This window comes from Cellulomonas sp. EB106-03-03-XG116 (genome assembly GCF_058792015.1).
In genome coordinates this window covers 1-12,536 of the sequence record NZ_JBYTEP010000051.1, presented here as the reverse complement: position 1 = coordinate 12,536, position 12,536 = coordinate 1, and the positions used below count along the sequence as shown (strand labels likewise).

Here is a 12,536-nt window from a genome sequence, read left to right as displayed (position 1 = left end):
CGAGATTGCACTTCTTGCGGGGTTCAGGACGCCGAACCCCGCAACAGCTGCAATCTCGGCGCGAGCGGGACGCGGGCTCGGGGTGTGCGGGAGCGCATAGGGTGGTGGCCGTGCCGTCGTTCATCCACCTCGCCCTGCGCCCGGAGAGCCGCAAGCCCGCCCCGGAGCCGGTCCCGGTGAGCATGCGGCCCGTGTTCCTGGTGGGCATCGCCGCGTGGCTGGTGGCCCTGGTCGTGGCCGTCGTGCTGTGGCTGACCGACGCGGCCGGCCCGCACGGCGTCTGGGCGTGCGTCACCGGCGCCGCGCTGGGCGGGCTGGGCCTCGCCTGGACCCGCCGCCGCCCCGGCCGCTGACCCAGCCCCGCCGAGCGGGCGGTGGACGTCGCCTCCGCGGGCCGGATCGCGACGTCTACTGCGAGGTCGGCGAGGTCGCCCCGGCGCGGGCGGCCGCCGCACGGGCGCGGGTGCGGGCCGTCGCGTGCTCGGACCAGCGCGGGACGGTCGCCGCGAGGGCGCCCGCCGCCAGCAGGCCGGCCGCGCCCATCGTGACGATCCCCGCCGCGAGGCTGCCCGCGGCGGCGACCGCGGAGACGACCAGCGGTCCCGCGGCGGCCCCCGAGTCCTGGAACACCCGCCACACCCCGAGGAACTGCGCCCGGGCGTCCGGCGGCGCGACGTCGGCGCCCAGCGTCATGAGGATCCCGGACCCGATGCCGTTGCCGAACCCCATGACCATCGCCACGACCGCCAGGCCCCCGAGCGTCGACGTCAGCGGCAGCACCGCGATCGCCCCGCCGAGCACCAGCATCGACGGCACCGCGACCCACAGCCGCCCGCGCCGGTCCATGACCCTGCCCGCCGGGTAGAACAGGAGCATGTCGACGGCGCCCGAGATGCCGAACACCAGGCTCGTCGTGGCGGGGGCGAACCCGAGGTGCTCGGACCACAGCGGCAGCACGACCTGCCGGGTGGCCCGCACGGCGCCGACCAGCACGACCGCGAGCCCGAGCGTCGCGAGCAGCCGCCGGTGCCGGCGCACGAGCCCGGCGGTCGACACCCGCGGGCGGGCGCGCGCCGCGGGGTGCCGGTCGTCGACGTCGCGGGCCAGCCCGACGACCGCCGCGGCCGCGACCGTGGTGCCGACCGCGAGCCAGAACACCGCGCGCAGGTCCGCGACGTGCAGGACCGCCGCGCCGAGGAACGGCCCGAGGAACACGCCGATGCGCGACACCCCGCCCAGGGTGGACAGCGCCCGCGCCCGGTTCACCACCGGCACGACCTCGGTCAGGTAGGCCTGCCGGGCGAGGTGGAACACGGCCGACGCGGCCCCGGTCAGCAGGACACCGACCGCGAGCACCGGCAGCGTCGGGGCGAGCGCGCCGATGGTGAGCGCGACGCAGGCCACCAGCGCCGCGATCAGCATGGCCCGCCGGTCGCCGACCCGGGCGGCGAGGGCGCCCGCGGGCACGTCGCCCAGGATCTGACCCACGCCCACCAGCGCCACGACCAGCGCGGCCTGGTCGAGCCGGGCGCCCATCCCCGCGGCCACGAGGGCGACGACCGGGGTGACGGCGCCGAGGCCCGTCTCGTACAGCAGGGCGGGCAGGTAGGCCGAGGTGAGCAGGCTGCGGTTCATCGGCCGTCCATCATGCCCCCGTCGTCGGCGACCTGCTCCACGGCGAGCTCCGCGGCCCGCGCCGGCTCGACCAGGGCGAGCTCCACCGCGTGCCGCACCCGCCACGCGCCGCACGCCTGCGCCAGCCCGCGCGCGAGCCCCGCCAGGTGGGTGGCGTGCACGATCGCGTCCGGGCCGGAGCCGTCCACCCACCAGTCGACCGGGACGCCGTCCACCCGCAGCTGCTCGTGCTCGATCCAGGTGTCCGGCGCGCCGGGCAGCAGGACCCGCACCGCCTCCGGGGTCGCGGACAGGGTCCCGGCGTCGTCGCCGTCCCGCTCGTCGACGACGCCGTCCGCCAGGTCGCCGGCCACGGGGACGCCGAGCAGCTCGGCCAGGTCCTCCGGGTCGGCCGGGCCGGTCGCCGGCACCATCGCCGCGACGTCGGTGCGCTGCCACCACATCGGCGACGGCGCGACGGCGGCGTCCTCCGCGTGCACCAGGACGACCCGGTCGGGCGCCACGAGCGCGGGCAGCACGTCGAGGCCCGGCAGCGCGTCCCCGTCGGCGTCCGGGTCGGCGCCGGGAGCGGTGCCGGCGGCGGCGTCCGCGGCGGCGATGCCGGCCCAGGCGGACCACACCGCCGCGGCGAGCTCGACGTCGACCCGGCCGCCCACGGGCGCAGCGGCCCGCAGCAGCGCGTCCCAGGCGCCGGGCGGGACCGCGGCGAGGCTCGCGACGCCGCCCAGCGCCGCCTGGGCGACGGGGTCCAGCGCGGCGACCTCCGCGGGCGGGGGCGGCAGCAGCCGGGCGACGGCGGGCTCCGCCCCGGCGACCGCGAACGGCGCCGCCAGCGGCAGCCCCGACCGGTGCCGCAGCCACCACGCGGTGTAGCCGGGAGCCGGGCGGCCCGTGGGGCCGCGCACCTCGTCGAGCAGCGCGCGCCGCAGCGGCCCCGGCTCGGCGAGCCGGGCGAGCACGGCGGGCCAGGCGCCCGGGTCCGTGGCGTCGAGGTCGGCGACCGCCAGCACCTCGGGGAGCGCCTCCCCCTCCCCGACGACGGCGGCGACCTCGGCGACCCAGGCGTCCCAGCCGTCCAGGCCGTCGGTGACCAGGTCGGCGTCGTCGTCGGCGTACGGCAGGTCGTCCGGGCCGGCCACGACGTCCGTGAGCAGCAGCGGCACCAGGTCCGCGCGGACGCCCGCGGCGGCGAGGGCGTCCGCGCCCCACCGCTCGACGGCGTCCGCCGCGACCGGGGCGAGCACGCGCGGGTCGAGCAGCCGCTCGGCGCGCGAGCCGGGCAGCACGAGGCCGTGCGCGGGCGTCGGCTCGTCGTCCGCCGCGCGCAGGGTGAGCAGGCCGAGGACGGCCCGCCCGACGGGGACCGGCTCGCCCTCCGGCGCGACCGTGCCGTCCGCCACCGCGGCCCGCACGAGCGCGAGCACGGCGTCGCTGACCTGCTCGGCCACCGCGACGTCGTCCTCGTCGGCCTGGTCCAGCACGGCCTGCCGCACGCCCGGGTGCGCGAGCAGCGCCGCGGGGTCCGCGGGCGCCGCGCCGAGCCGCTCCAGCACCTCGTGCGCGGCGGCGGGGTGCACCAGCCGCACGCCCCACCGGCCGAGGACCGCCAGCGCGCCGGCCACCGGGCCCGCGGCGTCGAGCGCGCCGGCGACCGGCAGCAGCAGGCCGCGGGCGCCCCGGACCACCCGGCCGTCGGCCAGCGGGACGGGCAGCGCGGCGAGCGCCTCGCGCACGAGGGGGTCCCCCGCGGCCGGGGCGAGCGCGGCGTACAGCGCGCGCCACCGCGCGGGCGGGAGGCCGGAGGCGGCGGGCAGCTCCTCGACGTACTCGGCGACGTCGCGGACCTCGACGCCGAGGGCGCGGGCCGCGGCCAGGCGGCCCTCGGGCAGCACGACGAGGCCGGCGAACCACGGGGCCAGGGCGCGCGTCAGCCCGGCGGCGTGCGCGCCGGCGAGCGCGACGGCGCGGTGGGGCTCGACGAGGTCCGCGGGGTCCGGCGCGGCGCGGCCGTCGTCGTCCGGGGCGGGGCGGTGGTCCGCGTCGTCGGGCGCGGGGCGGTCGTCCCCGTCGGGGGCGGCGCGGTCGGCCTCGCCGTCGGGGCCGGGGTCGGGCTCGGCCGGCCCGGCGGCGCCCGCGGGCGGCAGCAGCGGGGTGCGGGACAGCGCCTCGACCAGCCGGCCGCGCAGCGCGGCGTCGAGCTCGCCCGCCGGCAGCCCCAGCGGGACGAGCCGCAGGGCGTCCTCGCCGTCGGCGGCGCACGCGGCGGCGAGCCGGGCGTACGCCTCGGCGGCGACGTCGAGCAGCGCGTCGGTCGCGAGGCCGCGGGCGGCGCGCCGCCGGGTGGGGTCGAGCGGGACGGTCGCGACGAGCAGCGCCGGCAGGTCGAGGGCGTCGTCGGTGGGCGTCGGCGCGTGCAGCACCCGCTCCCACGGCGGCTCGCCGGCCGCCACCCCGGTGAGCGCGGCGAGCAGGTCGGCGCCGCCCGCCAGGTCGCCCGCCCCCGCGCGGGACGGCAGCGCCCAAGTCACGCGCCAGCGGCGGCGGGACCGCTCCTCGACGGGGCGGTCCGCGACCAGCGCGGGATCGAGCTCGCCCTCGACGGTCAGGCGCCGCCACCGGCGGTCGACGTCGGCGACCCGGCGGCGGTGGCCGGCCAGGTCGTCCTCGACCACCACCTCCGTCAGCCCGGGCAGCGCCAGGAGCAGCGCGTCGCCGACCTCGGCGAGCATCGACCGCACGGCGTCCACCGCCGCGTCGTCGCGCAGCCCGAGCAGCACGGCGGTGTCGTACCCGCCCGGCGGGCGGCCGGCGTCCTCCCGGGGCAGCCGGAGCGCGGGCAGCGACCCCTCGCGGCGGGCGACCTCGTCGGCGAGCCGCGGCTCGTCGACCCCGGCGAGCGCGAGGTCGCGGCGGGTGTCGTCGAGCGAGAACCGCACCGCGCCGGACGTGGACAGCACCCGGACGTCGTCGGACACCGCCCGCACGGCCGCGAAGCCGACGCCGAACCGGCCGACCAGGCCCGGGCCCCCGGCCCCGGTGCCGTCGTGGCCGGGCCAGTCCCGGCTCGCCGAGGCGCGCATGGCCGCCATCGAGTGCACGCCGGCGGCGTCCAGCGGCGCGCCGGTGTTCGCCGCGACCAGGACCGCGCCACCCGGCGCTGCCGCGCCCTCTCCGGCGCCGCCCGGGCGGTCGCCGCCCGGGTCACCGGCCGCGTCGTCGCCCGCCTCGGCGGCGCCCGCCGTCGTCAGCCGCAGCAGCAGCCGCCCCGGCGTCCCCGCGCGCACGGCCGCGTCGGCGGCGTTCTGCGCGAGCTCGACCACCACCCGGTCGCGGTAGTAGCCGCGGGCGTGGTCCTCCTCGGTGTTCGCGTCCTCGCGCAGGCGCGCCGGGTCGGCGCGCCACGTCCCCAGCACCCGCTCGCGCAGCGCGCGCGTGCCGAAGACGTCGCCGGTCACGACCGGGGCTCGTCCTCCGCGGGCGGCGCGTCGTCGGTCGCCACGTCGTCCGCGGCCACCTCGACCTCGACGGTCACGGACTCGACCGTGGCCTCCACCGTCACGGCGGGGTCGGCCGCGCCGTCCCCGGGCGCCCGGGCGGCCGCGGCGTCCGGCGCCGGCGCGTCGACCGCCCCGGACCCGACGACCTCGGCGGTCGGGACCACGTCCAGCTCGCGCGCGACCGGGACCTCGGGCCACTCGGACGGCCGCGGCTCGACGTCGGTCTCGGAGTGCGCGCCGCAGCCGTGCTCCAGCGCGACGACCTTGCCGTCGTCCGGCGACCACGCGTTCACGCACACCCCGAACACCGTGCCCAGCGCGCCCTGCAGCGGCACCAGGAACCCGCAGGTCATGCACGGCTCGGCGGACGCGACGGCGCCGGCGGACGCGGGGCCCTGCTTGGAGCGGTACCAGCGCTCGGCGGCCTCGGCGATGCCCACGGGCGACAGCACCCGGTTGCGGGCCAGCGCGAGCTCGCCGATCGCGACGTCGTCGATCTCCGGGTCCCCGGTCGGGGTGAACCCGGGCTCCAGGCGCGGGTCGTCCGCGCGGAACGGCAGCACGTCGCCGGGGCCGAGGTCGCCCGGGCGCAGCCGCTCGTCCCACGGCACCCAGGCGGGCGCGAGGACGGCGTCGTCGCCGGGCAGCAGCACGGCCTCGCAGACCGTCGCCCTCCGGGCGCGGGGCACCCGGGACAGCGTCACGGTCCACACCCAGCCGCGGTAGCCCTTGGCGGTGCAGGCGAACCGGTGCGAGACGAGCCGGTCGGCGTCCACGGTGTAGCCGAGGTGCTCGCCGACGTCCTGCGGGTGCTCGGCGAGCTCGAGCGCGGCCTCGCGGGCGAGGTCGACGGCGCCGCCGAGCACGGCGTCCTGGGTCGCGGTCGCCATGCTCAGGCCTCGAGGTCGTCGGCGACGGCGCGCAGCAGGGTGGCGACCTGCTCGGCGCGGGACTTCTCCGGGCGGCGGCCGCGGCGCAGGTCGTTGCCGACCCGGTCGAGCACCTTGATCAGGTCCTCGACGATGACGGCCATGTCGTCGGCGGGCTTGCGCTGCACGGCGGCGACCGAGGGCACCGGGTCGAGCAGCTTGACCGCGAGCGCCTGCGGGCCGCGGCGGCCGTCGGCCACGCCGAAGTCCACCCGGGTGCCGGGCTTGGGCGTGCCGATCCCCGCGGGCAGCGCGGACGCGTGCAGGAACACCTCGGTGCCGTCGTCGGCGGCGATGAAGCCGAAGCCGCGATCGGTGTCGAACCACTTGACCTTGCCGGTGGGCACTGCGATCCCCTGTGCTCGTCGGAACTCGCGCGGCGTCGCGCCGCACGTCACCAGGCTACCGGTCGCACCGCCCGCGCAGCGCGCCACTCCGCCCCGGCGGACCCCCGTGGACCCCGCGCGCGGCCGGCTCAGCCGAACGCCACGTCCTCGACCCCGCCCGGGACCGCCTGCAGGCGCGGGACGGGCTGGTAGACCGTCGCGAGCAGGGCCCGCGCCTCGCGGAGCGCGGTCAGGTAGACCAGCGAGACGTGCAGCGCGGAGTACGGCGACCGGATCGACGGCACGGCCTCCTCCGCGATGGCGTCCAGGTAGGCGTCGAGCACGTCGCACGCGGCGACCACCCGGGCGCTCGGCTGGGACCGGTGCAGCTCGGGGTCGAGCTCGGACACCGGCACGTCCAGCAGCTCGGACACGATGCGGACCAGCGCCTCGGTGGACGCCTCCAGCGGGTCCTGCGGCGCGAGGATCTCGGCGGCGCGGGTGCGGGCGAGCGCCATGAGCGGGATCTCGTCGTCGTGGTGGCCGGCGGTCGCGAGCACCTCCAGCACGAGCATCGCGCGGAACCGCTCCCGCCCGAGCAGCACGAGGGCCTGGTGCAGGTTGCGCACGGTGCGCCCGGCACCGGACACCGAGTTCACGACCCGGAACACCTTGAGCGCGATCGCCGGGTCGGCGGCGGTGAGCCGGGCCAGGCGGCGGTAGGACACCTGCGGGTCGCCGAGCTGGACGAGCAGCCGGCCGGCGACCATCGCGTGGTGCGCCAGCGCCGGCCGGGTCAGCACGGTCGGGCGGCGGAAGTGGTAGCCCTGGAACAGGTCGAAGCCCGCGTCCTGGGCGGCGAGGAAGTCGGCCTCGTCCTCGACGTGCTCCGCCACCAGCGCGGCGTGCGGGGCGACCGCGCGCAGCTCGTCGGCGAACTCGGCGAGCCGGTCGCCGACGTCGGACATGTCGACCTTGACGTAGTCGCACAGCGGGAGCAGGTCCCAGCGCTGGTCGCCCGGGACGAAGTCGTCCAGCGCGATCCCGAACCCGAGCCGGCGCAGGCGCTCGACGCCCGCGACCACCTCCTCGTCGGCGGGGACGTTCTCGAGGACCTCCAGCACGACGCGGTGCGGGTCGAGCGCGACCGGCAGCTCGTCGACGATGAACGACCGGGGCACGTTGACGAACAGGTCGCCGTTCCCGGCCAGGTCCTCGACGCCGAACTCGGTCAGCGTCGCGACGATGACGGTCGCGGTGGCGCGGTTGTCGTCGACCCCGGGGCGGACGCCGGACTCGAGGGCGTCCGGGCTGGCCCGGAACAGCAGCTCGTGCCCGATGGGCCGGCTCAGCACGTCGTAGATGCCCTGGCGCGCCACGCACACCTCGCGCGTGGCCGGGGGCAGGTGCCCCGCGGTGATCGACATGCGTGTCCCTTCCGCTCCGAGCGCGCGGACCGCCCCTCGACGGGCGCGTCGACACCTGTCATCGGCACAGGTGAGGCGGACCTGAGCGCTCGCGCGGGTGGAGCCGCAGATCAGGCGCCGCGCGTCCCCCGGTCGGGCGCCCCGGGTCGGCCGGACGGCGCCGCCGTCACCCCTCCGCGAGCCGGTCGAGCGCGAGCGCCGCCAGCACCGCGGGCCCGACCGCGAGCGCCCCGTCCTCGAAGCGCGCGTGCGCGGAGTGGTTGTACGCCGCGGTCCGCGGGTCGGCGTCCGCGAGCGTGGCGCCGAGACCGAGGTAGGTGCCCGGGACCTGCTGGAGCACGTAGGAGAAGTCCTCGGAGCCCGCGAGCGGCTGGGCCGCGTCGACGTACGCGCGCTCGCCGAACAGCCCGGTGGCCAGCCGCGCCAGGCGGTCGACCTCCTCGGGCCGGTTCGACGTGACCGGGTAGCCGCGCCGGTAGTCGACGGTGACGGTGAGACCGTGGGCGGCGGCGACGCCCTCGCACACCCGCGCGAGCCGCTCGGGCACGAGGCCGTGCACCGCCTCGGAGAACGTGCGGACGGTCGCCTCGATGCGGGCGTCCGCAGGGATCACGTTGTCGGTGGTGCCCGCCTCGATCCGCCCGACGGTCACCACGACCGGGTCGAAGACGTCGAACTGCCGGGTCACCATCGCCTGGAGCGCGAGCACGATCTCGGCGGCGACCGGCACCGGGTCCAGCGCGAGGTGCGGCATCGAGCCGTGCCCGCCGCGCCCGTGCACCGTGACGTGCACCGTGTCCGCCGCGGCCAGCAGGGTGCCGGGGCGGCTGGTGATCGCCCCCGTGGGCAGGATCGCAGACAGCACGTGCAGGCCGTACGCCGCGACGACCCGCTCCCCCGCGGCGTCCAGCACGCCCTCCTCGATCATCAGGCGCGCTCCGTGGTCGCCCTCCTCGCCGGGCTGGAACATCAGCACGACCGATCCGGCGATCTCCTCGCGGCGGGCGGCCAGCAGCCGTGCCGCGGCGACCAGGCCGGCGACGTGCAGGTCGTGGCCGCAGGCGTGCATCGCCCCGGGCGCCTCGCTCGCGAACGGCTCACCGGTCTCCTCGGTCACGGGCAGCGCGTCCATGTCGGCCCGCAGCAGCACCGCGGGGCCGGGACGCGCGCCGCGGAGCACGGCGACGACCGACGACAGCCCGGTGCCGGTGCGCACCTCCAGCCCGAGCGGCTCCAGCGCCTCGAGGACCAGCGCCTGGGTGCGCGGCAGGTCGAGCCCGATCTCCGGGGTGCGGTGCAGCGCGTGCCGGAGCGCGGCGGTGTCGGGCAGCAGCGCCCGGGCGTCGGCGCGCAGGGCGTCCAGGGCGGGGTGGTCGAGCGGCATGTCAGACCTCCGTGGTGTGCGGTGCGGCGACGGGACCGGCGGGGCCGGGCGCCGGGGACGGGTCGGCCCGGGTCCCCGCGAGCGTCTCGACGGGGTAGAGCAGCCGCTCGCTCACGAGCCAGGAGCCGACGGCGGACACCGTCAGCCCCGCCGCCGCCCACACCGGGACCAGGCGCAGCGCGTCGCGGGAGATCAGCCACTCGGCCACGAACAGGAACGTACCGCCGAACAGCGCGATGGCGGCGCCCGCGGGGACGCCCAGCGCGACGGCCCGGATCGGCACCGGGAACAGCCGCGCGCCGGCGACGGGCGTGACGCCGAGCTGCAGGCCGACGCAGATCGTGAGCAGCGGCGCGGCCACCAGGTACGGCACGGCGCCCGCCGCCAGCCCGAGCATGAGCGGCACGACCAGGACGGCCGCGGCGGTGAACCCGGTGCGGATCAGCGCCAGCGGCCCGAACCGGTCGGCGAGGAACCCGGAGGCGATCATCGCGACCAGCAGGCAGATCAGGGCCACGGTGTGCTGGGACGCGGCCTGGGTCTCGGTGTGCCGCCCGGTGTGCCCGGCGAACTCCGGCAGGTACACCGACCCGAAGTAGACGCCCATGGTCGAGCCGATCGTGAGCATGAACGCCAGCGCCATCCGGCCCGCGTGCCGGCGCAGCAGCGGACCCGCCGGCTCGACCCCGGCGTCCCGCGCCCGCTCGAACACCTCCGACTCCGGCACCCCGCGCCGGATCCACAGCGCCAGCAGGCCGCACAGCGCCGCGATCACGAACGCGATCCGCCAGCCACCGTCGCGCAGCCCGTCCGGGCCGAGGACGCCGAGCAGCACCGCGAGCACCACCGTGCCGCCGAGCGTGCCGAGCGCGTCGCCGGAGTAGGCGAACGCGCCGTACCGGTGCCGGCGCTCGGGCGGGGCGACCTCGACGACGTAGGTCGCCGCGGTGGCGACCTCGCCGCCCATCGCGATGCCCTGCAGCATCCGGGCGAGCACCACCACGACGGCGGCCCACCAGCCGGCGACGGCGTAGGTCGGCGCGGCCGCGATGACCGCGGCGCCGAGCGCGATGAGCGACACCGACGCCAGCAGGCCGGTGCGCCGGCCCCGCGTGTCGGTGATCCGGCCCATCACGTACGACCCCAGCGGCCGGACCACGAAGCCGACCGCGAACACCACGTAGGCGCCCAGGACCCGCGTCACCGGGTCGTCGCCCGGGAACACCTGCCCCGCGAAGTACGGCGCGAGCAGGGCGTACATCGTCCAGTCCAGCGACTCGACGAAGATCCCCGCGGTGCTCGCCACCACGACCCGTGCCCGGCGCACCCGTGCCATCGCTGCCTCCCCGTGGCTCGCCCCGGCGGACCCGGCCCCGCGCCGGACCCGCCGGAACGTATCGTGGTGCGGATGGCCACGTTCAGCGAGCACCTGCGCGGCAGGTCGGACGACGAGCTGGTGCGCCTGCTGCTGCGGCGCCCCGACCTGGCGCACCCGTCGCCCGCCACGCTCGCCTCCCTCGCCGCCCGCGCCACGAGCCGGCCGAGCCTCGAGCGCGGGCTCGCGGGCGTCGACGCGGCGGTGCTGCAGGCGGTCGAGGCCGTCGTCGCGCTGCTGGCGGGGTCGACCGACCCGGCGACCGGGGTCCGCGCCCGCGACGTGGTGGCGGCGGTCGGTGCCGGGCGCGCGGACGCCCCCGCGGTCCGGGCCGCGCTGGCGACCGCCACCGACCTGGCCCTGGTGCACCCCGCCGGCGGCCGCGCGTCCGACCCGGTGCTGCGGCCCGCGCCGGGCGTGGCGGAGCTGCTCGGCCCGGCGACCGCCGGCCTCGCCGCCCCCGCGCCGCACGACCCCGACCCCGCCGCGGTGCCGGCCCTGCTCGCCGACGCCCCCGCCGCGGGGCGCGCGGTGCTGGACGCGCTCACCTGGGGGCCGCCGGTGGGCGTGCGCCCGGCGTCCGGGCCGGCGGCGGAGGCCGTGACCGAGCTGGTCCGCGCCGGCCTGCTGGTCCGGGCCGACGAGCGGCACGTCGTCCTCCCCCGCACGGTCGCCCTCGCGCTGCGCGACGGCCGCACGCACCGCGCCCCGGCGGCGCCGCCCGCGCCGGAGGACCTGCCGCGCCGGGACGCGGCGCTGGTCGAGGCCGAGCACGCGAGCGCCGCCGAGCGCGCCGTCCGGCTGGTCGCGGGGTTGCTGCGGCTGTGGGGCCAGGCCCCGCCGCCGGTGCTCCGCGCCGGCGGGCTCGGCGTCCGCGACCTGCGGCGCACCGCGAGCGCCCTCGAGGTCACCGAGCAGGAGGCGGCGTTCGTCGTCGAGCTGGCGGGCGTGGGCGCGCTGGTCCGGGACGACGGCGAGGAGTCGCCGCACCACGTCCCGACGACCCTCGCCGACGAGTGGCTCGCGCTGGACCTCGCCGACCGGTGGGCGCGGCTCGCGTCCTGGTGGGCCGCCACGCCGCGGTGGCCCGCGCTCGTGGGCACCCGCGACGAGCGCGGCGGGGTCCGCCCGGCGCTCGGCCCGGAGCTCGGCCGGCCGTGGGCGCCCCGGCTGCGGCACGCGGTGCTCGGGCTGCTGGCCGACGCCGGGCCGGGCGCCGCGCCCGACGCCGCCGCCGTCCGCGCGGGCCTGGCCTGGCGCACGCCCCGGTCGGTGCCCCCGCTCGAGGCGATCACCGCGGTGCTGCGCGAGGCGGGCTGGCTCGGGGCCCTCGGAGCGGGCGCCCTGCCGGTCGCCGGCCGCGCGCTGCTGGACCCCGACGCCGACCCCCGTCCCGCGCTGGCCGCCGGCCTCGGCGCCGCGCTGCCGCCCGCCGTCGACGACCTGCTGCTCCAGGCCGACCTCACGGGCATCGTCCCCGGCCGGCCGAGCCAGGAGCTCGAGGCGCTGCTCGACGCGTCCGCGCGGGTCGAGTCCCGCGGTGGCGCCGTCACCGTGCGGTTCACGCCCGAGTCGGTGCGGGACGCGCTGGACGCCGGGTCCACCGCGGACGACCTGCTCGCCGACCTCGCGGCGCACGCCCGGGGTGGGGTGCCGCAGCCGCTGGAGTACCTGGTCCGGGACGCCGCGCGCCGGCACGGGCGGCTGCGCACCGGCGCGGCGTCGTCGTACGTCCGCACCGAGGACCCCGCGCTGCTCGCCGGGCTCGCCGAGGACCCCCGGCACGCCGACCTCGGGCTGGTCCGGCTCGCGCCGACCGTGCTCGCCGCGCAGGCGCCGCTGCACGAGCTGCTCGCCGCGCTGCGGGCGCACGGGCTGGCGCCGGTCGCCGAGACGCCGGACGGGCAGGTGCTGCACGCCGCGCCCACCGTGCGCCGGGTCGGGGGGGGGGGGGGGGGGGGGG

Annotated in this window: 9 protein-coding genes; 2 read left to right on the top strand and 7 right to left on the bottom strand. The window is 79.1% G+C overall.

The window, feature by feature from the left end; translation table 11 throughout:
* Positions 1–110: 110 nt before the first annotated feature.
* Entirely contained in the window at positions 111–353 is a 243-nt protein-coding gene (locus AC3WUG_RS15970) for a DUF2530 domain-containing protein (RefSeq protein WP_147795522.1), read from the top strand.
* A gap of 55 nt (positions 354–408) precedes the next feature.
* On the opposite strand, the gene AC3WUG_RS15965 is transcribed toward AC3WUG_RS15970, so the two are convergent.
* The 7 genes from AC3WUG_RS15965 to AC3WUG_RS15935 all read right to left on the bottom strand — a co-directional run bounded on the left by AC3WUG_RS15965 (position 409) and on the right by AC3WUG_RS15935 (position 10,534).
* A complete protein-coding gene (locus AC3WUG_RS15965; protein WP_492328570.1) occupies positions 409–1,635 on the bottom strand; it encodes an MFS transporter in 1,227 nt (408 codons plus the stop codon).
* Positions 1,632–5,090, bottom strand: coding sequence for a sacsin N-terminal ATP-binding-like domain-containing protein (locus AC3WUG_RS15960; protein WP_492328569.1), 3,459 nt, complete (start codon positions 5,088–5,090; stop codon positions 1,632–1,634). The genes AC3WUG_RS15965 and AC3WUG_RS15960 overlap by 4 nt, the downstream gene beginning before the upstream one ends.
* Entirely contained in the window at positions 5,087–6,022 is a 936-nt protein-coding gene (locus AC3WUG_RS15955) for a DUF3027 domain-containing protein (RefSeq protein WP_492328568.1), read from the bottom strand. Before AC3WUG_RS15955 ends, AC3WUG_RS15960 begins: the two co-directional genes overlap by 4 nt.
* Before the next feature lie 2 nt (positions 6,023–6,024).
* A complete protein-coding gene (locus AC3WUG_RS15950; RefSeq protein ID WP_147795518.1) occupies positions 6,025–6,408 on the bottom strand; it encodes a cold-shock protein in 384 nt (127 codons plus the stop codon).
* 128 nt (positions 6,409–6,536) lie between these two features.
* Positions 6,537–7,814, bottom strand: coding sequence for an EAL and HDOD domain-containing protein (locus AC3WUG_RS15945; protein WP_492328567.1), 1,278 nt, complete (start codon positions 7,812–7,814; stop codon positions 6,537–6,539).
* 166 nt (positions 7,815–7,980) lie between these two features.
* On the bottom strand, positions 7,981–9,198 hold the full coding sequence (locus AC3WUG_RS15940) for a M20 metallopeptidase family protein (RefSeq protein WP_492328566.1): 1,218 nt from the start codon (positions 9,196–9,198) through the stop codon (positions 7,981–7,983).
* Position 9,199: 1 nt separating this feature from the next.
* Positions 9,200–10,534, bottom strand: coding sequence for an MFS transporter (locus tag AC3WUG_RS15935; RefSeq protein WP_492328565.1), 1,335 nt, complete (start codon positions 10,532–10,534; stop codon positions 9,200–9,202).
* Between the two features lie 72 nt (positions 10,535–10,606).
* Here AC3WUG_RS15935 and AC3WUG_RS15930 point away from each other — a divergent pair.
* The coding region (locus tag AC3WUG_RS15930) for a helicase-associated domain-containing protein (RefSeq protein WP_492328564.1) at positions 10,607–12,536 on the top strand (1,930 nt) is incomplete at its 3' end.

Excerpts from the sequence above, each read along its gene's own strand:
- AC3WUG_RS15965 (WP_492328570.1), bottom strand. The coding sequence starts at position 1,635 with ATGAACCGCAGCCTGCTCACCTCGGCCTACCTGCCCGCCCTGCTGTAC.
- AC3WUG_RS15955 (WP_492328568.1), bottom strand. The coding sequence starts at position 6,022 with ATGGCGACCGCGACCCAGGACGCCGTGCTCGGCGGCGCCGTCGACCTC.
- AC3WUG_RS15945 (WP_492328567.1), bottom strand. The coding sequence starts at position 7,814 with ATGTCGATCACCGCGGGGCACCTGCCCCCGGCCACGCGCGAGGTGTGC.
- AC3WUG_RS15940 (WP_492328566.1), bottom strand. The coding sequence starts at position 9,198 with ATGCCGCTCGACCACCCCGCCCTGGACGCCCTGCGCGCCGACGCCCGG.
- AC3WUG_RS15935 (WP_492328565.1), bottom strand. The coding sequence starts at position 10,534 with ATGGCACGGGTGCGCCGGGCACGGGTCGTGGTGGCGAGCACCGCGGGG.